We start from the raw sequence: 21,151 nt of genomic DNA, 5'->3' as shown, positions 1-21,151 counted from the left end.
GAGGCTATGGGACCGGGTGGGGGCGGCGGGTATAGGGGGCCAGCCGATCCTTCTGCTCGGGCGTCAGCCGCAGCACCCGTCCGGTCGCCTCATCCACGAATGCCAGGTGGCTCGTGGCGCGGACGCAGTCCTCCCGCGTGACGGGGTCCAGCACCGTGTAGTGGATGTCGAAGCTGGCCCCCTTGACGGTCCCGATCCAGAGCTGGACGACGGCGGGTACGTTCCGGTACTCGAGCGTGCGGACGTACCTGATCTTGTGCTCCACCACGAGCGCCAGCGTCCCCTCCGGAACCGCGTTGAACAGCGACACCGGGGGCTCGGTTCCGGGCAGCCCGGCGCCGCGGGGCGGTCCGAACGCCGCGATCCGGGCCTCCTCCAGGATGCGGACGATCTGGACGTTGTTGATGTGTCCGTACGCGTCCATGTCACCCCAGCGCATCGGCACTTCCACCTCGAGCACGTCCCCGACCAGGCCCCCGGACGGGGACTCGCCTGACAGGCCGCGGGCGCTCAGCTGTGCACCGCCGTCGCGTCCTCCGCGGCATCCGCCACGGCCGCATCCGCGTCCCCCCCGGCGAACTGGGACATGTACAGCCGGTAGTAGGCGCCTTGGAGCGCCAGCAGCTGGGTGTGCCGGCCCTGCTCGACGATCCGGCCGGCCTCCATGACAAGGATGGTGTCTGCGTCCCGGATGGTGGAGAGGCGGTGCGCGATCACGAAGCTGGTGCGCTCGGTGCGGAGCGCGGCCATGGCCTTCTGAACCAAGGCCTCGGTGCGGGTATCCACAGAGCTTGTGGCCTCGTCCAGGATCAGCAGCGACGGGTCCGCCACGAAGGCCCGCGCGATGGTGATCAGCTGCTTTTCGCCGGCGCTGACGTTGTTGCCTTCTTCGTCAATGATCGTGTTGTAGCCGTCCGGTAGCGCGCGGACGAAGCGGTCCACGAAGGTGGCCTTGGCCGCCGCCATGATCTGGTCTTCCGTGGCGTCCAGCTTGCCGTAGCGGATGTTCTCGTAGATGGTGCCGCCGAACAGCCACGCGTCCTGCAGCACCATGCCGACCTTGGCACGCAGCTCTGACCGGCTCAGCCGTGTGATGTCCACACCGTCCAAGGTGATGCTGCCGGCGTTGAGTTCGTAGAAGCGCATCACGAGGTTGACCAGGGTGGTCTTGCCCGCCCCGGTCGGTCCCACGATCGCCACGGTGTGCCCGGGCTCGGCGGTGAAGGACAGGTCCTCGATCAGCGGTTTGTCCGGGGAGTAGCTGAAGGTGACGTGCTTGAACTCGACGTGGCCGTCGGTCTTTGCGGGGAGGTGCTCGGTGGCGGTCTCGGCGTCCTGTTCGTCGGCGTCGAGGAATTCGAAGACCCGCTCGGCGGAGGCGACGCCTGACTGCAGCATGTTGGCCATGCCGGCCATCTGCCCCAGCGGCTGGGTGAACTCGCGCGAGTACTGGATGAACGCCGTGGCGTCGCCCAGGCTCATCGCGCCCGAGGTCACGCGCAGTCCACCGACGACGGCGATTCCCACGTAGCTGAGGTAAGAGACGAACTGCATGACCGGCATGATCATGCCCGAGACGAACTGGGCGCCGAAGCTGGCCTTGTAAAGTTCCTCATTCCGCTCGTCGAAGCGGGCCAGCATGTCGGCGTCGCGGCCGAAGACGCGCACAAGGTCGTGGCCGGAGAAGGATTCCTCGATTTGGCCGTTGAGCTCGCCGGTGTTCTTCCACTGGGCGGCGAAGAGCTTTTGGCTGCGGGCACCGATGATGCCGGCGGCCACGCCGGAGAGCGGCAGCGCGATGAGCGCGATGAGGGCCAGCTGCCAGGACACGATGAACATCATGATCACGATGCCGAGCACTGTCAGCGCCGAGTTCACAAGCTGGGCGAAGGCCTGCTGGAGCGCCTGCTGGATGTTGTCGACGTCGTTGGTGACGCGGGAGAGGGTGTCGCCGCGCTGGCGGGTATCGAAGTAGTTCAGCGGCAGCTTGTTGAGTTTCTTCTCGGTGTCATCGCGCAGGTTGCTGACCACGCGCATGACCAGAACATTCAGGACATAGCCCTGAAGCCACAGGAAGATGTTGGCGACGAAGTACATCACCAGCACCACGCTGATGAGGAAGGCGAGTTTCTGGAAGTCGATGCCGGCGCCGGGGACCACATCCATCTTCGCCAGCATGTCCGCGAAGTTGTCCTGGCCCTGGGAACGCAGTCCGTCGATGAACTGGTCCTTGGTGGCCCCGGCCGGAAGCTGCTTGCCGACCACTCCGGCGAAAATCACGTCCATCGCCTGACCCAGGATGCGGGGTGCGATGACGTTCAGGACCACCGCGACGGTCACCATCGCCAGGACCGCGGTGATGCCGGCGCGTTCAGGTTTCAGCAGCCCCATGAGCCGTTTGGCCGAGGGCCAGAAGTGCTGTGCCTTCTTGGCCGGCACCGCACCGAACATGCCGCCGTCGGCTTCGCCGGGCGTGTACTCCTCCTCGACGAAGTCCTCGTCCGTGACGAGGGCTGCAGCAGGGCCACCGGCTGCGGTGTCCGGTTCTATGTCACTTGCCGTATCAGGCGCGGTGGAGAGTTTCTCGTTGGTGCTCATGCCACTGCCTCTGCGCTCAGCTGGGATTCGACGATTTCCTGGTACGTGCTGGAGCTTTCCAGCAGTTCCTCATGGGTTCCGCGGTCCACGATCCTGCCGTTGTCCAGCACGAGGATCTGGTCGGCGTCGGCGATGGTGGACACGCGCTGGCCGACAATGATCACCGTGGCGTCGGCCGTTTTGGCCTTGAGTGCCCGGCGGAGCCTGGCGTCGGTGGCGACGTCCAGTGCGGAGAACGAGTCGTCGAACAGGAAGACCTTGGGTTTGGTGACGAGGGCGCGGGCGATGCATAGCCGCTGCCGCTGGCCGCCGGAGACGTTAGTACCGCCCTGGGCGATCCGCGAAGCGAGGCCGCCCTTCTTCTCGCGCACGAAGTCGGCTGCCTGGGCGACGGTCAGGGCCTCCCACAGGTCCTCGTCCGTGGCCTCGGGCTTGCCGAAGCGCAGGTTGTGCTCGATGGTTCCGGAGAACAGGTAGGGCCGTTGCGGCACCATGGCCACCCGCTCGGTGATCTCGGCCCGGTCCAGTGCTGTGACGGGGACGCCGTCGAGCAGGACCTCGCCTGCTTCGGCGTCGTAGAGGCGCGGCAGCAGGGCCAGCAGGCTCGACTTGCCGGCGCCGGTGGAGCCGATGATCGCGACGGTCTGGCCGGGCTCGGCAGTGAAGCTGATGTTGCTCAGTACGGGAGCTTCGGCGCCGGGGTAGGCGAAAGTCACGTTCCGGAATTCCACGCGACCGGCTTTCGCGGCCGGCGCCACCGGGGTGAGCGGTTCGTGGAGGGAAGGTTCGACGTCGAGCACTTCGCCGATGCGGTCGGCGCAGACGGACGCGCGGGGAATCATCATGGCCATGAACGTGCCCATCATGACGGCCATGAGGATCTGCAGAAGATACTGCAGGAAGGCCGTCAGGGAGCCCACCTGCATTTCGCCGGCGTCGACGCGCTGGCCGCCAAACCACAGTACGGCGGCGGTGGAGATGTGCAGGATCATGCCGATGGCGGGGAACATCAGCACGAACAAGGAGCCGATCTTCAGCGAGACGTCGGTGAGGTCCTTGTTGGCTGCGCCGAAGCGCTCGGCCTCGTGCGGTTCGCGCACGAAGGCCCGGACCACGCGGATGCCGATGATCTGCTCGCGGAGGACGCCGTTGAGGCGGTCGATTTTCTCCTGCATGGAACGGAAGAGCGGCATGAGGCGGACCACCAGGTACCCCACCACGACCACCAGCAGCGGCACCGAGACCCAAACGAGCCAGGACAGGTTGAGGTCCTCGCGCAGGGCCATGAAGATGCCGCCGATGCACATGATGGGCGTGGCCACCATGAAGTTCAGCGTCATCAGCATGAGCATCTGGACCTGCTGCACGTCGTTGGTGCCACGGGTGATCAGGGTGGGGGCGCCGAAGAGGTTGACATCCCGGGCCGAGAAGCTGCTGACCTTGCGGAAGACGCCGCGGCGCAGGTCGCGGCCGAACGCCATCGAGGCCTTCGAGCCGAAGTAGACCCCGGCGATCGCGGTGACCACCTGGATCAGGGCGACGCCGAGCATGATCCCGCCCGTGCGCCAGATGTAGTCGGTGTCACCGCGGGAAACGCCCTCGTCGATGATCTGGGCATTGAGGCTGGGGAGGTACAGAGCGGCGATGGTGGACGCCAGCTGGAAGATGACCACAGCCGCGATGTATGACAGATACGGCTTGGAATAGCGCCGCATAAGGGTGACGAGCATGCCCACGAGTCCTTAAGAGGGCCGGACACGAAGACCGGACAAGGTGCGTTGAAGAAAAACAGTGCGTTGGAAAGAGTGCGTTTGAAGAGCTGATTGAAGACTAGCCCGTGGGGCCGACAGCTTTAGCCATCCAACTGTACGAAATCCCCCGCCCGGGTGGAACACGGGACGCTGAATATCATCCAAACGGTGTACTTGGTGCCCGCCTGCTCCCCCGGAGCGGCCTGGGTGGGGCCCACCGGGCCCACTGGCAGGCACAGGTCCCGCTGCCGCCCTCTCGGGTGGCAGCGGGACCTTGCAGGGGACCTGGACAGGCACTCAAAGCCGGGGCGGGGTGCGGACGGTGCTCTACTCGCCCCGGTGGCGGCCGTGCGTGGCGATGTAGTCGGCAGCCGCCCGCTGCATCTTGCGCTGCTTGGCCAGGTGCCGGCGCAGAACCGTCAGCTCCTCCGCAACACGGGCCTGCTCTGCGGCAATCGCACGCTGCTCTGCCGCCTGTTCGGATACGGCGCGCAGGGCTTCGGCCAGGTGGAGCTGCTGCTCGGCCAGCAGCCGCTGGGTCTGCAGCAGCACGGGCACGACGTCGACGGCCTCGGGCCGGTCATCGGCCATCAGGGTCCGGACCCGCTGACGGGCGCCTTCCCTCTCTGCACGATCCGCGCCGGACTCCCCCGGGCGGGAAGCCGGATCAGAAGTCAGGCCGGCTTCCTGGCGGGCAGCGTCGGGGAAGCGGGACTGGGCGCGCTCCCGGCTGAGCACCTCGATGAACTCCCGGTCCAGGTCCCCGACGTCGGTTCCGGTTCCGGTTCCGGACGAGGCGACGCTGCCGGCGTCGTTCCCGGTATTACCCAACGCTGTCGGTGCGGCACCTCCGGCTGCTGCCACGGCGGCATCGGCGCCGGCTTCCCCTGCCTGCTGGGAAGCCTCCGGCCGGATATCGACCGTGCGGCGCAGCGGGCGTTCCTTGATGAACAGGATGGCCACTAGTGCCACGAGGCCGATGATCGCCGAGATCAGAAAGACCTCCGCAATCGCGTCACCGTAGGCGGCCCGCATGATGTCGCGGATCGGTGCCGGCATGTCCTTGAGGTCCATGCTGGCCCCCGAGGATCCCGCCGGGACCTGGATTCCGGCGGCAGCGAGCCCCTCCACGGCGAGTTCCTTGACCCGGTTGCCCAGTACGGCGCCGAGAACCGAGACGCCGATGGCTCCGCCGACGGACCGGAAGAAGGCGACCGAGGCGCTGGCCGTGCCGATGTCCTTGGCCTGGACCGTATTCTGCACGGCGAGGACGAGGTTTTGCATGAGCAGGCCCAGGCCGATGCCGAGGATGGCCGTATAGATGCCGGTCAGAAACAGATCGGTGGTGTGGTCCATGCTGCCGGCCAGGCCGAGGCCGCCGATCAGCAGGACGGCCCCGGCAATCAGGTACCGCTTCCACTTGCCGGTGCGGCTGATGAGCGTGCCCGAGACCACGGAACCGATCAGGTTGCCCGCGATCATGGGCAGCGTCAGCAGGCCGGCTTCCGTGGGGGTGGCACCGCGTGCCACCTGGAAGTACTGGCCAAGGAAGGTCGAGGAGCCGAACATGCCGACGCCGACGGCCACCGAGGCGAGGATCGCAAGGGCGGTGGTCCGCTCCGAGATGATCTTGAGCGGGATGATGGGCTGCGCCACCCGGGATTCGACGAGCACCAGCAGGCCAAGGAGCACGACGCCGCCGCCCACCATGACGACCGACTGCCATGACCACCAGTCGTAGTAGTCGGGGTTGCCGGCGAAAGAGACCCAGATGAGCAGCAGGCTGACGCCGGAGGTCAACAGGATGGAGCCGAGCCAGTCGATCTTGGCAGGGCGCTTGACGTGCGGGATCTTCAGGGTGATCTGCAGCAGGATGAGGGCGACGACGGCGAGCGGCACGCAGACGAAGAAGGTCCAGCGCCAGCCCAGCGGGCTGTCGACGATGAAGCCGCCCAGCAGCGGGCCGCCGGCGGTGCCCACGGCCATGACGCCGCCCATGTAGCCGGAGTATTTTCCGCGGTCGCGCGGCGGGATCATCGAACCGATGATGGCCTGGGCTAGGGCGGTGAGCCCGCCCATGGCGATGCCCTGGATGACACGGGCGGTCAGCAGCAGCGGGATGGTCTCGGACAGCCCGGCCATGACCGAGCCGGCCACGAAGATCACGATGCTCAGCTGGACGAGGACCTTCTTGTCAAAGAGGTCCGCCAACTTGCCCCAGATCGGAGTGGTGGCAGCATTGGCCAGAAGCGCGGCTGTGATCACCCAGGCGAAGTCCGTCTGGGTGCCCTTGAGCTCGGACATGATGGTGGGCAGCGCATTGGCAACGATCGTGCTGCTCAGGATGGCGGTAAAAAACGCCGCCAGCAGCCCGGTGAGTGCTTCCAGGATCTGGCGGTGGGTCATGGCCGCAGGTTCTGCGGCGGGCTGGGTTGCGCGGGGCTCTCCCGGGGCGGTGTTTAACGGCGCGGTGCTTAGCGGCGCAGTGTCCGGCCCCGTAGCGGCAGCGTGGCTAGCCATATATCTACTCCTCAACAATTTCGGTCGTATTCGTGGGTCCGGCCGTCGTTGCCCGGGCTGAGGCCCTCAGGGACTCAGCAAGTTTTTGTAAGGTGCGCGCCGTCAGTTCGACGTCGTCCTCGCTCCAGTCCTGCAGCAGGCCCTGAAGGGTGGCGGTGCGCTGGTCTTCGATAACGCGCAGCTTCTGGGCGCCGGCGGCGGACAGCGCGATAAGTTGCGCGCGGCCGTCCTCGGGGTCCGGCCGGCGGACCACATACCCGTGTTCCTCGAGTTCGGCGATGTGCCGGCTGAGGACCGGAGCGCTGACGCCGAGGCGCTCCGCAAGGTGCGTGGCCCGCGATTCGCCTTCTCCGACGAAGCGCAAAACGCCCTGCAGCGCCACACCAGTCTCCTGCCCGCGCAGGCTGGCGGTGGCAACGCAGCGCACGGCACGCTGGAGATCGAAGATCTGATAGACGAGCTTGGCTGCCGCAGTGGATTCGACTGACATTATTGGACACCCCTCTTTTGTTTGCCCAAGGCAACTATATACCAAAATGGTTACTTCGGGAAACTAACCCTTTTTTGGGCACATGACTGGGCGGACAACAGGGCGTTAAACGCCCGGCGCGGGCCTGCCGCCTCCGCCCCGAGATGAGGGGCAGAGGCAGCAGACCCGCGCTGGAACTGCGGTGTTGAGGAACTGCGGTGTTGAGAAATTGCGGTACTGAGGAATTTGAGGTGCTGAGCCCGTCTACGTGGCCAGGTGGGTGGGGCCGAACATCTTGAGCAGGGTTTCGACGACGACGACGTTGGGTCCGTCGGCGGCGAAGCCCGCCTTGAGGGCGTCCCCGACGTCCTCGGGGGCCACCCGGACGGCGGGAACGCCAAAGGCCTTGGCGAGCTGGACAAAGTCCGGCCGGGAAAGCTCGGTGGCGGTAGCCTTGCCGAAGGCGCCGACCATATATTCACGCAAGATGCCGTAGCCGCCGTCGTCCACGATCAGCCAGGTGACCGGGACGTTGTGCTGCTTCGCGGTGGCAAGTTCGGAGATGGAGTACATGGCCGAGCCGTCCCCGGAGACGGCCAGCACGCGGGCCGAACCGCCGGAGGTGCCGGTGGTTTCGAGCCCCACGGCGCCGCCGATCGCCGCAGGGAAGCCGAAGCCCAGCCCGCCGGCGCCCTGCGCGGAGTGGAACTGGCCGTCGCGGGAGTCCCAGCAGCTCCACGCCCAGTAGGCCGAGATCGTCATGTCCCAGAACGTCTGCATGCCCGCGGGAACGGCTTCGCGGATGTCGGCCATGAACTTCAGTTCCTTGCCGAGGTCCTGGGCTTCGAGGCGTGCCTTGACCTTGGCCAGGGTGTCCTTGACCAGCGTTTCCGGAGAGGTGCCGTGCCAGTCGGCGCGTTCGCCGTGGGGTTCGGTCAGGGCGGCGTCGAGGGCGGCGAGGGCCTGGCCGGCGTCGGCCCGGATTCCCAGGCCGGGGCGGTTGGACTCCAGGACGCGGGGTTCGGCGTCGATCTGGATGATCCGGCCGCGCGGTTCAAAGGTGAAGTAGTTGGACGTCACCTCGCCCAGGGAGGAGCCGATGACGATCAGGACGTCGGCGTCCTGCAGAAGCTCGGTCATGTGCTGGTCCTCGACCCAGGACTGCAGCGAGAGCTCATGGTTCCAGGGGAACGCACCGTTGCCGCCGGGCGTGCAGATCACCGGGGCGCGCAGCTTCTCCGCGATCGAGAGCAGGGACTTCTCGGCCCGGCCGCGGCGGGTGCCGCCGCCGGCGATGATGGCGGGACGTTCCGCCGTCGAGAGCCATTGCACCGCCTCCCGGACCAGCTCCACGCGGGGCGGGTTGTCCGCGGCCTCGGCCAGGGCATCCTCCACCGGGGGCACCATGATCGGGTCCAGCAGCACGTTCTGCGGGATTTCCAGCCATACCGGGCCCTGCGGCGAGGAGATCGCCTCGGTCCACGCGTCCTGGATCGCCGAGGGGATGCCGGAGGCGTGCTGGATCAGCCGCTGGGATTTGGTGACGTTCGCGGCCGAGGCCTTCTGGTCATCGAGCTGGTGCAGCATTCCCTTGCGCCGGGCGCCGAGACCCTCCAGCGGGATCTGGCTCGCCACCACCACCATGGGCACGCCCGTGGCGTAGGCCTCCTGCAGCCCGGCCAGGGACGTCAGCGCGCCCGGGCCGGTGGACAGGAACAGCACCCCGACCTCGCCGGTGGCCCGGGAATACCCGTCCGCGGCGAAGGCCGAGTTGTTCTCCACCCGGGACGAGACAAAGTGCAGGTTCCCGCGGCCCATGGCATCGAACAGGCCCAGGGCGTGCTGGCCCGGGATACCAAAGACCGTCTTCGCGCCCAGCGCCTCCAGGGTTTCGACGACGAGGTCCCCGCCGTTGCGCACGCCGGTCACCGCGAGGCCACCGGCGAAGCCACAGGGGAGCCGAAACCGGCCGGGCGGCGGGATTCCTGGCCCAGGGCCTGGGCGGCGTAGCCGTTCGCGGCGCCGAAGCGGTCGCCTTCGACGGCGCGGTCTGCCATGAGGGTCACGAGTTCGTAGGCGACATGGCTTGCGGCCACACCGGTGATCTCGGCGTGGTCGTACGCGGGGGCGACCTCGACGACGTCGGCCCCCACCAGGTTCATGCCCCGGAAGCCGCGGATGATTTCGAGCAGTTCGCGGCTGGTGATGCCGCCAGCTTCCGGCGTGCCGGTGCCGGGGGCGTGCGCGGGGTCGAGGACGTCGATGTCGACCGAGATGTAGAGCGGGCGGTTGCCGATCCGGTCCCGGACCTTGGCCACCGTCTCCAGGACGCCCTGGTAATAAACGTCCGCGGAGGTGACGATGCCGAAGCCGAAGCGGTGGTCGTCGTCGAGGTCCTTCTTTCCGTAGAGCGGGCCCCGGGTGCCAATGTGGCTGATGGCCTCGGTGTCCAGGATGCCTTCTTCGACGGCTCGGCGGAACGGTGTTCCGTGCGTGTATTCGGCGCCGAAGTAGGTGTCCCAGGTGTCCAGGTGCGCGTCGAAGTGCAGCATGGCAACGGGTTCGCCGGCCCGCTCGGCGGCGGCGCGCAGCAGCGGCAGGGCGATGGTGTGGTCCCCGCCGAGGGTCAGCAGCTTGCTGCCGGAGGCCGTGAGGTCCAGGGCGTTCTGCTGGATGGTCTCGATGGCCTCGTTGATGTTGAACGGGTTGACGGCCATGTCCCCGGCGTCGGCTACCTGGATGGTCTCGAAGGGGCTGACGTCCCAGGCCGGGTTGTATGGCCGCAGGAGCCGGCTGGCCTCGCGGACATGGTTGGCCCCGAACCGGGCGCCGGGACGGTAGGAGACGCCCGAGTCGAAGGGCACGCCGACCACCGTGACGTCGGCTTTGGCCACCTGGTCCAGCCGCGGCAGGCGGGCGTAGGTGGCAGCCCCGGCGTAGCGCGGGATGCGGGATGAATCGATGGGACCAAGGTTGCCATTGGCCTCGATGCGCAGCTCTTCCAAAAGAAGCCTCTCCTTCGAGAATTGACCGACGGTTGTGACTGTCATCATACACTCGAAGTTTCGCGTTGCGCATCATTTGTTTACCAATCACGCGATGGCTGCGGCGCCCCGCTCCCCCGTACGGACGCGAACGGCGTCGACGACCTCGATGATCCAGATCTTGCCGTCCCCGAAATGGCCCGTACGGCCGCCCTCTTCGATAGCGGCCAGTACGACCGCCAGGGCGTCCTCATTAACCAGCACTTCCAACCGCGCCTTGGGCATCAGGTCGGAGCTGTATTCTGCGCCCCGGTACACCTCGGTGTGGCCCCGCTGCCGGCCGAAGCCGCTGGCCTGGCTCACCGTCAGGCCGTTGATGCCAGCCCGCTCCAGGGCCGCGCTGACCGAACCGACCCGGTCCGGCCGCACGATCGCCGTCACGAGCTTCATGTCGACACCCTCATCTCGACACCGTTATCTCGATACCGTTATCTCGACACCGTGCCGCGGACTGCCGCGTTGTCAGCTTCGGCGTGGGCCTCGGCCCCGACTTCTGCCTTGTGCTGGCCCTCGGCACTCGCCTCCGCCGGGGCGTGTGACGTGGCGGCAGCAGACACGGCGTGCGGATCGCCGGGGTGGAAGCTGCCGCCGACCATCAGGAGTTCGTACGCCGTTTCGGCGTGCTCGGTGACGTCAATACCGGAGAGTTCGTCGGCCTCGGACACCCGCATGCCAATGGTCTTGTGGATTGCGAAGCCAATCAGGGTGGTCATCACCGCACTCCAGGCCGTGACGATCAACGCCGTGAGGACCTGCGGCCAGAACTGCGCCAGACCGCCGCCATAGAACAATCCGCCGCCTGTTTTCGCGGAGGGAAGGGCGAAGAACCCCAGGGCAAGGGTCCCCCACAGGCCGCCGACGAAGTGCACCGCCACGACGTCGAGCGAGTCATCCAGCCCGATCTTGAACTTCAGCCCGACGGCGAGCGCGCAGACGGCACCCGCGATCGTGCCGATCAGGATTGCCCCGACCGGGTCGATGAACCCGCAGGCCGGCGTGACGGCCACGAGTCCGGCGACGGCTCCGGAGGCGGCGCCGAGCGAGGTGGCATGCCCGTCGCGCAGCCGCTCCACGAACAGCCAGCCCAGCAGGGCGGCGCTGGTGGCCAGCAGCGTGTTGGTCCAGGCCAGGGCGGCAGTGGCATCGGCCGCGAGCTCCGAGCCGGCGTTGAAACCGAACCAGCCGAACCAGAGCAGGCCCGCGCCAAGCATGACGAACGGCAGGTTGTGCGGCCGGATGTTGGGGTCCTTCATGAAGCCGAGCCGCTTGCCGAGCACCACTGCCAGCATGAGCCCGGCAATGCCGGCGTTCATGTGGACCACCGTGCCGCCGGCGAAGTCGAGGGCCGCGATCTTGCTGCCGATGATCCCGGTGGGCCCAAAGATGCCGCCGCCCCAGACCCAGTGTGCGATGGGAGCGTAGACGAGCGTGACCCAGAGGGCGGCAAAGAGGAGCCAGGGTCCGAACCTGACGCGTTCGGCGACCGCTCCGCTGATCAGCGCAACGGTGATGATGGCGAAGGTGGCCTGGAAGCCGATGAACACCATGTCGGGCAGCCCGGGCGCCTTGGAACCGATGCTGCTGGTCAGTCCGCTGAGGCCGAAGTTGGTGAAGGGATCCCCGACGAAGCCGCCCCACGTGTCCGGCCCGAAGGCCAGGCCGTAGCCCCAGAGGGCCCAGACGACGGCCACCACGCCCATGGCACCGAAACTCATCATCATGATGTTCAGGACCGATTTCATTCTGACAAGCCCGCCGTAGAAGAACGCCAAGCCGGGGGTCATCAGGAGGACCAGGGCGGACGCTGTGAGCATCCACGCCGTCGACCCGGGGTCGAGAGCCTGGGGATCTACATCCATTCCTACTGCAAGCACAGAGAACTTCATTGCGGGAGCCTTCCTCGAGGGCCGGCGCTCCGAGGGCGCCGGATCGGCGAAACCATGAGTTTTGGGACTGCTGCACGTCCCCCCGCAGGGAACGCTACCCACAGCGTGTTTCCGGAAGGCGCTCCTTATCTTGCGGGCACGTTACGGGACGGTCCCGGGGATTAAATCGCCATTTCCGGCAGGTTTCCGGGATGTGACATACATCTCACTGTGGCCGTAAGCGGGGCGGCCGACGCTCCTCCCCCGTTGCTCCCAAGCCCGCCCCAGGCCCTGCCCGGGATTCAGCGTTTTGCCGGCCGCGGAGCCGTCCCCGCGGCCGGCAACCGGGAAGGAGCGCAGCCGGGCGGCGCGATGGATGCCCAAACAGCCGAGTTGCCAGCACAACCCAATGCCCACATAGCCGCATTGGCGCCTTCCGCGGTCCAGGCCGACCCTATGGACTGACGACATGGACCCCATCAACTACCTTGCACAACTCGGCGGAATCGCCCGGACCGGCCAGCTTTTGGCCGCTGGATACTCCCGGACGGACATCACCGGGCTGACGAGGGCGGGAGCGCGGCAACCCAGGCGAGGAGTGTTCATGCTCCCCAAGTGCCAGCCGGAGCTCGCCGCGGCCATCCGGCACAATGCCCGCGTCACCTGCGCCAGTGCGGCCGAGCACTACGGCCTATGGCTTAGAGAAATTCCGGCCCAGCATCATTTGGCCTGCAACCACGGCCACGGAACTGGCTTCATCAGACACCGGACCAGCAGGTTCGATGGTCCTGCCCAGCTGCCGGTGGCCGCGGTCGAGGACGTTACGCTGCATGCCCTGTCGTGTTTGAGGCCGCCGGCATCAACAGCCCTGGCGACATCGGCCATGCGGTTGCACGGAATTCCCCTCGAATTGCTGAAGGCCCAGCTCACCGGAGACCGGTCGGGTCCGGTACTCCGGGCCCTGCGGCAGTTGGATTTACGCGCCGAGTCAATCGTGGAGGTCGATGCCCAGCATCTCTTCAACGCAAACGGAATCGGCTTCGACACCCAAGTCCAGCTCCCGGGAATCGGCCGGGTGGACTTCCTGATTGAGGGATTCCTCATCGTGGAAGTGGACGGCTTCGCATTCCATTCCAACCGCGAGGCCATGCGCCGGGATCTGGGCCGCAACAACGCCTCCACGGTCAACGGATTTGCCGTGCTGAGGTACATGCCGGAGCATATCTGGTTTGAATCGGAGCGTGTCATCGCTGAAATTCGGGCCGTGCTGAGCCGGACACCGCGCAGCGTTCCGTGACGTTCCTGCCCAGTTGCTTCGGGGCGCACCCGGATCGCGCGCTGGATCCTGGGACTGGGCGCCGGCCCGCAGCCCTCGTCGGCTTAGCAACCGGGGAGGACCGCAATCCAGGCAGCCTGGCGGCGGAAGGCAGGCGGCCGGTCCCGCGGGGAGGCTAGCGGCTGGCGGCCGGCACCAGCACCCACAGCACCTCGACGGCGTCATCCGTGGGGTTGACCCACGTGTGCGGTTCCCGCCCGGGGAACGTCACGGTATCCCCGGTACTGAGTTCGAATTCTTCGTTGGTAAGGATTAGCCGAATGTTGCCTTTGACCACATGCAGGACGTCGACGTCGCAGTCCACGGCGTAGAGTTCGGACTCGCCACGCCCACGCGGCTCGATGACCGCCTGGATGATCTGGACGCGACGCTCCGAGCGCGCAGTCAGCAGCCGCTCCACGATCCCCTCGCCGCCGAGGGAGATCCGTGGACCCTCGTTCTGTTTGGTCAGGTGGGTTTCGGGTGCGGCGAAGAGGTCGCCGATCGAAATGGACAGGACCTGGCACAGCGTCACCAGGGAGGCGACCGACGGCGAGGTGAGATCCCGTTCCACTCGGCTGAGGAATCCCTTGGTAAGCCCGGTGGCGTCGGCGACCTGTTCAATGGTGAGCCGCTGGGACTGCCGGGCGGCGCGGATCCTAGAACCGATGGCTACAGGGACGTTGCTCGGTTCTACCGGTAGAGCCTTCATATAGGAACCTTTCACGGCCGGCCGCTTGGCCCCATCATTGGAGCAATCCTAGCGGGACGGGCGCTTCGTGACGCGGATGCGGCGGCGGCAGGCACTGCGCCTTGACTGTTACCCGGATCACAGCCTACTGTTTGGCAACAGAAGTTGCCTATGAGGCAATACAGGAGGCTCCCACCGGCACCCTCCGCCGACCACGTTCCGCAGCAGCTGGCTTGCCGAGCACATCATCGCGGCCCGGCAAGGCCCCGCACACTGCCAATCAGCTCCAAGGAGCCCTCAATGGAAGCAAGCTTCATCAACATCGCCATCGTGGTGGTGTATCTGGCCGCCATGCTGGCATTCGGCTGGTGGGGCAAGTCCCGCACCAAGAACAACAGCGACTTCCTCGTCGCAGGCCGGCGGCTCGGCCCGTTCCTCTACACCGGCACCATGGCAGCCGTCGTGCTTGGCGGCGCCTCCACCGTCGGCGGCGTAGGCCTCGGTTACAAGTTCGGCATCTCCGGCATGTGGCTCGTGGTGGCAATCGGGGCGGGCGTGCTGCTGCTGAGCCTGCTCTTCGCCGGCACCATCCAAAAACTGAAGATCTACACCGTCTCCCAGATGCTGACCCTGCGCTATGGCAGCAAGGCCACGCAGGCCTCCGGCATCGTCATGCTCGCCTACACCCTGATGCTCTGCGCCACCTCCACGGGCGCCTACGCCACCATCTTCGTGGTGCTCTTCGGCTGGGACCGCGCCCTCGCGATCGCCATCGGCGGGGCCATCGTGCTGATCTACTCGACGATCGGCGGCATGTGGTCCATCACCCTGGCCGACCAGGTCCAGTTCGTGATCAAGACGGTCGGCATCTTCGTGCTGATGCTGCCGTTCACGCTCAACGCCGCCGGCGGCCTGGACGGGATCCGCAGCCGTGTGGACGCCACCTTCTTCCAGATCGACGGCATCGGCGCCCAGACGATCATCACGTACTTTGTGGTCTACACCCTGGGCCTGCTGATCGGCCAGGACATCTGGCAGCGCGTCTTCACCGCCAGGACCCCGACCGTTGCCCGCTGGGGTGGCGCTACGGCGGGTATCTACTGCATCCTCTACGGTGCTGCGGGTGCCCTGATCGGGCTCGGCGCCCGCGTTGCCCTGCCGCAGATCGATGTCAAGGCCCTCGGTAAGGACGTCGTCTACGCTGAGGTCGCCACCCATCTGCTGCCCATCGGAATCGGCGGCCTCGTCCTCGCCGCGGCCGTTGCGGCCATGATGTCCACCGCCTCCGGCGCCCTCATCGCTGCCGCCACCGTGGCCCGCGCCGATGTGCTCCCGTTCGTCGCCGGCTGGTTCGGCAAGACGGTCAACACCGACGACACCGACAACCCGGAACACGACGTCAAGGCGAACCGGATGTGGGTCCTTGGCCTCGGCGTCGTGGCGATCGTGATCGCCATCATCACCAAGGACGTCGTCGCCGCCCTGACCATTGCCTATGACATCCTCGTCGGCGGCTTGCTCGTGGCCATCCTCGGCGGCCTGGTATGGAAGCGCGGCACCGGCCTTGCCGCCGCAGCGTCCATGGCCGTCGGCTCCGTCATCACGCTCGGCACCATGATCATCCTGGAAGTCAACGCCGAAGTGCCGCTGGACGGCATCTACGCCAACGAGCCGATCTACTACGGCCTCATCGCCTCTGCGATCGCCTATGTCGCAGTGTCGCTCCTGACTCCGCGAACGGATCCCGCGGTCATGAAGAACTGGCAGCGCCGTGTTGCCGGCAGCGCCACGGAGGGCGAACAGGCCCCCGCCCTGACTCACTAGGGTCCTGCCCGTTCAGGTCCCCGGCACACCCCGGGCCTGAAGAAGGGTCAACAAAAGTTAAAGGTCGACGGCGGCGCTCCCCTTCCGGGGTGCCGCCGTCGACCTTTAACTCCTGTTCGACTGACTCCTGTTCGACGTCACTCGTTTTCCTCAGGCTCGAGGAATTCCTCCCCCTCCAGAGCCACGACCGGCTTCTCGTCGTCCAGGAAGTCCGTCTTGTCCAACGGAACCAGCCGGTCGGCCTCCTCGAGAATCTCGTCCTCCTCGGTTTCGGGGACATCGCTCACGGGCGCGTCCTCTGCGTAGTCGTACGCGGGATCGGACTCGAGTGAATCCCGGGTCGGCTGGGGACCTGATCCGGTGCTGTCCATGGTGCAACCTCCGTCTGGCATCGGTGGCGGCAAGGGCTCCGGGGAGCCCGCCCTGGATTTCATTCGAACACCGCGAGCCCGGCCGGTCAAGGGTTTCCAACCGGCGCCGCCCACCGCCGCGGACGGCGCGCTGGGACCCGCCGGTTACGGTTTCCCTAAACTCTTCGCTGAGGACAACCGGCCGAAAATGCGCGGAAATACCGGGTAGTCTGGAGTCGCAATGGGGCCGGACCACGCCCGACCAAAACCAGGAGTTTTTTCGTGTCTCAGCACACCGAATCCGACCACAACGGCTCTCAGCAGCACCCTCCAGCACCCGCCTCGGCAGTACCCAACGCCACGGACATCAAGCGCTGGCGCCAGTACCTGGCAGATGAACGGGCCGAAGCGGCCGTCTACCGCGACCTAGCGCAAAACCGCAGCGGCGAAGAGCGTGCCATCCTGCTCGCCCTGGCCGAGGCGGAGGGACGCCACGAGGCGCACTGGCTCAAATTACTGGGCGAGCACGCGGGCAAGGACCGGCATGCGTCCTTCCGAAGCCGGTTCCTGGGGTTCCTGGCCCGCCACTTCGGCTCGGTCTTCGTCCTGGCCCTGGCACAGCGGGCGGAGAGCCGCTCCCCGTACGCCAGCGAACCATCCGCCACCCCCGCCATGGTCGCCGACGAGCAGATCCATGAAGAAGTGGTCCGCGGGCTGGCCACCCGGGGCCGAAACCGGCTGGCGGGAACGTTCCGGGCCGCTGTCTTTGGCGCCAACGACGGGCTGGTGAGCAACCTTTCCCTCGTCATGGGCATGGCGGCCTCCGGCGTTGGAAGCCAGGTGGTGCTCCTGAGCGGCATCGCCGGGCTGCTGGCCGGTGCGCTGTCAATGGGTGCCGGCGAGTTCATTTCCGTTCGGTCCCAGCGCGAACTCCTCGCCGCGACCCGGCCCACCCAGATCACATTGGCAGCGGCGCCACTGCTGGACATTGAACACAACGAACTGCTGCTCGTGTACCTGGCCCGTGGCATGTCCCGCGAGGCAGCCGAACACCGCGTCGCGGAGCGTATGGGCCTGCTGGACTGCGACTGCGATCCCAGCCTGTCCTTGCAGCCGGAACTGCCGGAATCCGCGGACCAGCACGAGGCTGTCGGCACGGCGTGGGGCGCAGCGGCGTCGAGCTTCTGCTTCTTCGCCTCGGGCGCGATCGTGCCCATCATCCCGTTCCTGTTGGGCATGACGGGACTTGCGGCGCTCGTGGTGTCCGGGGCCCTGGTTGGACTCGCCCTGCTGCTCACCGGCAGCGTTGTGGGCCTGCTCTCCGGCACCTCCCCCACTACCCGGGGTCTTCGCCAGTTGGCCATCGGCATGGGAGCCGCCGGCGTCACGTACCTGCTGGGCATGGTCTTTGGCGCCGTGGTCAGCTAGTGGAAGGTCCCCAATTCCGGGACCGCGGGCGGCGGCACAGCCGGCCCGCCACGGCCCTGCGGGTTGTCCGGAACCTTGGCGCCGCTGCCGTGATTGCCGTTGTGGCCTTCCTTGCGGCCGGAATGCTCTACGGCGATCCGCGTTTCACGGGCCTCTTCGAGGTCAGCCGCGGAACGGGCGACACTGCCGGCCACACAGCGCAGAGCCAGCCCACCGATCCGCAGGCGGAACCGCGAACCGGCCGGGAGTCGGGTCAGCCCGCCGTGGCCGCGGATGCCCGGGACACTCCCCCGCCCGGGCACGAGGAACAGGACCATCCCCTCGGCACGCCGCGCAAGCCGGAGGTGGCCAGCGCCTCCTACAAGTTCCTGGCGACCAACCCCGACGGGAGTCCGGTGGGCTACTCGCCCTGCCGGCCGCTGCACTACGTGGTCAACGCGGCCCTGGCGCCGGAGGGTGCCGAACGGCTCGTGGAAGACTCCATCCGGACGATCTCGGAGGATACCGGGATCACTTTCATCTATGACGGGCCCACCAGCGAGGCCCCCTCACCCACTCGGGCCCCGTACCAGAAGGACGTCTACGGGGACCGGTGGGCGCCATTGCTGATCGCCTGGACAACGCCCGACCAGGCCCCGCAACTGAAGGGCCCGGTGATTGGCACCGGCGGCAGCACGCACTTCAGTTTTGGGGATGGTCCCAAGAGTTTCGTCACCGGCAGCCTGGAACTGGACGCCCCGCAAATTGCGGAAGACTTGGACCGGCCCCAGGGCGCGGGCTATGCCACGGCCGTGATCCTGCACGAACTGGGCCATGTGATGGGCCTGGAGCATGTCGATGATCCCACCCAGCTGATGTACCCGGAGATTGAAACGCCCGACGGTTTTAATGACGGTGACCTGAACGGGCTGTACGAGCTCGGCCGCGCCGAGTGCCGCAAGGACCTCTGACGCTTCCCTCCCCCGTTGCGCTATCACTTTTGGCTGCTATTTCGGGGTTTTAAGGGCCAAAAATGATAGCGCAACGGGGGGAGCGGACGGGTCAGGAGACCTGGAGGCCGCCGTTGATGTCGTACGTGGCCGCGGTGATGTAACCCGAGTCCTGGCCAAGCAGGAAGGCGATCAGGGCTGCCACTTCCTCGCGGGTGCCGACGCGTCCCATCATGATGCCCTCGGACATCTGCGCCTTGCGCTCCTCGCTCAGCGTGCCACCCATGATGTCCGTGTCGATGGGGCCGGGGGCAATGGCGTTGACGGTGACCCCGAATTCGCCCACCTCGCGGGCCAGTGCACGGGTGAAGCCGATGATCCCGGCCTTGGAGGCGCTGTAGGCGACCTTGGAGTAGGTGCCGCCGCCGCGCTGGGCCGAGATGGATGAGATGCTCACGATCCGGCCAAGCTTGCGCTCGATCATGCCCTTGAGGACCCGCTGGGAGACGATGAACGTTCCGCGCATGTTGATCGCGAACACCTTGTCCCACTCCTCCACCGTTGTTTCCATGAACGTCGTCGGGGAACTGATGCCGGCCAGGTTGGCCAGTGCGACGATCGGGGGCAGTGCGTCCTCGATTTCGGTGATGGCCCGGTCAACGGACGCCGCGTCAGACACATCGGCGCCCACCCCAAGGGCCTTGACCGCGCGGTTGGAGCCGATCTCGGCGGCAGCGGCCTTGGCGTCCTCGGCGTTGATATCCAGGATGGCGATGGACCAGCCCTCGCTGGCCAGCCGGTCGGCGGCGGCGCGGCCGATGCCGCGGGCCGATGCTGCACCGGTGAGGACCACGGTGCGTTCAGTGGGGAACGGGGTAATCGATGTCATTGGAAAGGTTCCTTCGGGGTTTCGGGATCAGGGGATTTTGGCCGTGTCGACGGCGGCCGCGGCGGCAACCGCGGGATCCAGCGCCGCATCACCTTCGGGGCGTTTGCGTGCGTAGAGGTATGTTGCCACCGCGGTGATGCACAGGCAGGCAGACAGGAACAGCAGGCCGCTCTGGTTATTGCCCGTGGCGTCGTTCAGGAGTCCGACGGCGTACGGGGCAACGAAACCGCCCAAGTTGCCGAGGGAGTTGATCAGTGCCAAACCTGCTGCGGCGGCCGCCCCAGTCAGTGCGGCAGAGGGCATGGACAGGAACGGTGCGATCGCGCCATAGATACCCATGGCCGACGCCGTAAGGCCGATCATCGCGAGGACGGGGTTGACGGGCAGCAGGTAACCTGCGGCCAGCAGGCCCATCCCGGCCAGTACCATGCTGACGGCCGTGTGCCAGGCACGCTTGCCGGTCCGGTCCGCGCGCTTGCTCCAGAAGTAAACGAAGACCGCAGCAATTGTGTAGGGGATGGCAACGATGAAGCCGACCTGGGCCGTAGAGAACTTGCCCATGGCGGAGACAATGGTGGGCATCCACAGGCCCAGTCCATAGATGCCGCAGACAAGTCCGAAATAGAGGGCCGAGTAGGTCAGCGTGCGCTTGTCCTTCAGGCCGGCCAGGAAGTTGTGCTTGCCGGTACTGGACTTTACGGCCAGTTCCTTGTCCATAGTGGAAGCAAGCCATTCGCGCTCGTCCGGGCTAAGCCACTTGGCATCCCGCGGACGGTCGGTCATGAGGAGGGGGGTGAGCAGGCCCAGGAGGATCGCCGGGATGCCTTCGATGATATACAGCCACTGCCAACCTTGGAGGCCCATGATGCCGTCCATCTGCAGGAGCAGGCCGGAGACCGGAGCGCCAAGGGCGTTGGACACCGGCTGGGCGAGGATGAAGATGCCGAGCACCGTGACGCGCTGGGCAGCGGGGAACCAGAGCGTCAGGTAGAACAGGATGGCCGGGAAGAATCCGGCCTCGGCCGCGCCCAGCAGGAAGCGGATGATGTAGTAGGTGGTTTCGCCGTTCACCAAGCACATGGCGGTGGCGAAGATGCCCCACGTAATGAGGATCCGGGCCAGCCATTTGCGGGCGCCGAACTTGTACATGCCGGCGTTGCTGGGAACTTCCAGGAGGGCGTAACCGAGGAAGAAGATACCGGCGCCAAGACCATAGGCGGCAGCGTTCAGGCCGATGTCCTCGCTCATAGTGAGCTTGGCGAAGCCGACGTTGTTGCGGTCCAGGTAGGCCACGAAGTAAAGCAGGACAATCAGGGGCATGACACGGCGGCGGACCTTCCGCAGCGTGCGGTCGCCCAGTTCGCCGAGATCACTGAACTGTGGGGTTAATGAAGTCATCATCGACCTAACGTGAAATTCCTGCCCGCAGCAGCGCGGGGAGGAAGTTGTGGATTGAGGGACGTCCTGCCCGGCTTGAT

Annotated in this window: 17 protein-coding genes; 4 read left to right on the top strand and 13 right to left on the bottom strand. The window is 66.5% G+C overall.

Going from position 1 to position 21,151, the window contains the following annotated elements; genetic code table 11:
- Positions 1-4 precede the first annotated feature (4 nt).
- The 9 genes from BM372_RS12460 to BM372_RS12420 all read right to left on the bottom strand — a co-directional run bounded on the left by BM372_RS12460 (position 5) and on the right by BM372_RS12420 (position 12,268).
- Positions 5-439, bottom strand: coding sequence for an acyl-CoA thioesterase (locus BM372_RS12460; protein ID WP_090955691.1), 435 nt, complete (start codon positions 437-439; stop codon positions 5-7).
- A gap of 71 nt (positions 440-510) precedes the next feature.
- A complete protein-coding gene (locus BM372_RS12455; protein WP_177236004.1) occupies positions 511-2,451 on the bottom strand; it encodes an ABC transporter ATP-binding protein in 1,941 nt (646 codons plus the stop codon).
- Between the two features lie 143 nt (positions 2,452-2,594).
- Positions 2,595-4,328, bottom strand: coding sequence for an ABC transporter ATP-binding protein (locus BM372_RS12450; RefSeq protein WP_090955687.1), 1,734 nt, complete (start codon positions 4,326-4,328; stop codon positions 2,595-2,597).
- 348 nt (positions 4,329-4,676) lie between these two features.
- Entirely contained in the window at positions 4,677-6,755 is a 2,079-nt protein-coding gene (locus BM372_RS12445) for an MDR family MFS transporter (protein WP_090955685.1), read from the bottom strand.
- A gap of 118 nt (positions 6,756-6,873) precedes the next feature.
- Entirely contained in the window at positions 6,874-7,359 is a 486-nt protein-coding gene (locus BM372_RS12440) for a MarR family winged helix-turn-helix transcriptional regulator (RefSeq protein WP_090955683.1), read from the bottom strand.
- Between the two features lie 243 nt (positions 7,360-7,602).
- Positions 7,603-9,267 carry a thiamine pyrophosphate-binding protein gene (locus BM372_RS12435; RefSeq protein ID WP_090955681.1) on the bottom strand — a complete coding sequence of 555 codons (1,665 nt, stop codon included), beginning with the start codon at positions 9,265-9,267 and terminating at the stop codon, positions 7,603-7,605.
- Positions 9,264-10,343 carry an agmatinase gene (gene speB / locus BM372_RS12430; RefSeq protein ID WP_090955680.1) on the bottom strand — a complete coding sequence of 360 codons (1,080 nt, stop codon included), beginning with the start codon at positions 10,341-10,343 and terminating at the stop codon, positions 9,264-9,266. The genes BM372_RS12435 and speB overlap by 4 nt, the downstream gene beginning before the upstream one ends.
- 87 nt (positions 10,344-10,430) lie before the next feature.
- Positions 10,431-10,772, bottom strand: coding sequence for a P-II family nitrogen regulator (locus BM372_RS12425; protein WP_090955678.1), 342 nt, complete (start codon positions 10,770-10,772; stop codon positions 10,431-10,433).
- A gap of 38 nt (positions 10,773-10,810) precedes the next feature.
- A complete protein-coding gene (locus BM372_RS12420) occupies positions 10,811-12,268 on the bottom strand; it encodes an ammonium transporter (RefSeq protein ID WP_090955676.1) in 1,458 nt (485 codons plus the stop codon).
- Between the two features lie 448 nt (positions 12,269-12,716).
- Between BM372_RS12420 and BM372_RS12415 the strand changes: the two genes are divergently transcribed.
- Positions 12,717-13,544, top strand: coding sequence for a type IV toxin-antitoxin system AbiEi family antitoxin domain-containing protein (locus BM372_RS12415; RefSeq protein ID WP_090955674.1), 828 nt, complete (start codon positions 12,717-12,719; stop codon positions 13,542-13,544).
- Positions 13,545-13,698: 154 nt separating this feature from the next.
- Here BM372_RS12415 and BM372_RS12410 read toward each other — a convergent pair whose 3' ends face one another.
- Positions 13,699-14,274 carry a helix-turn-helix domain-containing protein gene (locus BM372_RS12410; protein WP_090955672.1) on the bottom strand — a complete coding sequence of 192 codons (576 nt, stop codon included), beginning with the start codon at positions 14,272-14,274 and terminating at the stop codon, positions 13,699-13,701.
- Positions 14,275-14,553: 279 nt separating this feature from the next.
- Here BM372_RS12410 and BM372_RS12405 point away from each other — a divergent pair, with 279 nt between their 5' ends.
- Positions 14,554-16,077 carry a sodium:solute symporter family protein gene (locus BM372_RS12405; protein ID WP_090955670.1) on the top strand — a complete coding sequence of 508 codons (1,524 nt, stop codon included), beginning with the start codon at positions 14,554-14,556 and terminating at the stop codon, positions 16,075-16,077.
- A gap of 137 nt (positions 16,078-16,214) precedes the next feature.
- Here BM372_RS12405 and BM372_RS12400 read toward each other — a convergent pair whose 3' ends face one another.
- Complete coding sequence (locus tag BM372_RS12400) at positions 16,215-16,448, bottom strand: hypothetical protein (RefSeq protein ID WP_090955668.1); 234 nt, start codon at positions 16,446-16,448, stop codon at positions 16,215-16,217.
- Between the two features lie 261 nt (positions 16,449-16,709).
- On the opposite strand from BM372_RS12400, the gene BM372_RS12395 reads away from it, so the two are divergent.
- Together BM372_RS12395 and BM372_RS12390 are read left to right on the top strand one after the other, a co-directional pair.
- Complete coding sequence (locus BM372_RS12395) at positions 16,710-17,855, top strand: VIT1/CCC1 transporter family protein (RefSeq protein ID WP_090955666.1); 1,146 nt, start codon at positions 16,710-16,712, stop codon at positions 17,853-17,855.
- Positions 17,855-18,805, top strand: a complete 951-nt coding sequence (locus tag BM372_RS12390) for a matrixin family metalloprotease (RefSeq protein ID WP_256214226.1) — start codon at positions 17,855-17,857, stop codon at positions 18,803-18,805. Before BM372_RS12395 ends, BM372_RS12390 begins: the two co-directional genes overlap by 1 nt.
- A gap of 91 nt (positions 18,806-18,896) precedes the next feature.
- Here the strand turns inward: BM372_RS12390 and BM372_RS12385 are convergent, their stop codons facing one another.
- Complete coding sequence (locus BM372_RS12385) at positions 18,897-19,673, bottom strand: SDR family NAD(P)-dependent oxidoreductase (protein WP_090955664.1); 777 nt, start codon at positions 19,671-19,673, stop codon at positions 18,897-18,899.
- A gap of 27 nt (positions 19,674-19,700) precedes the next feature.
- A complete protein-coding gene (locus tag BM372_RS12380) occupies positions 19,701-21,074 on the bottom strand; it encodes an MFS transporter (protein ID WP_371261736.1) in 1,374 nt (457 codons plus the stop codon).
- Between the last annotated feature and the right edge of the window lie 77 nt (positions 21,075-21,151).

The sequence above is a fragment of the Arthrobacter sp. ov118 genome (assembly GCF_900116495.1).
In the GTDB taxonomy this organism is placed as follows: Bacteria; Actinomycetota; Actinomycetes; order Actinomycetales; family Micrococcaceae; genus Arthrobacter.
The sequence above is the reverse complement of the archived record's forward strand: the minus strand, read 5'-3'. Positions and strand labels throughout refer to the sequence as shown.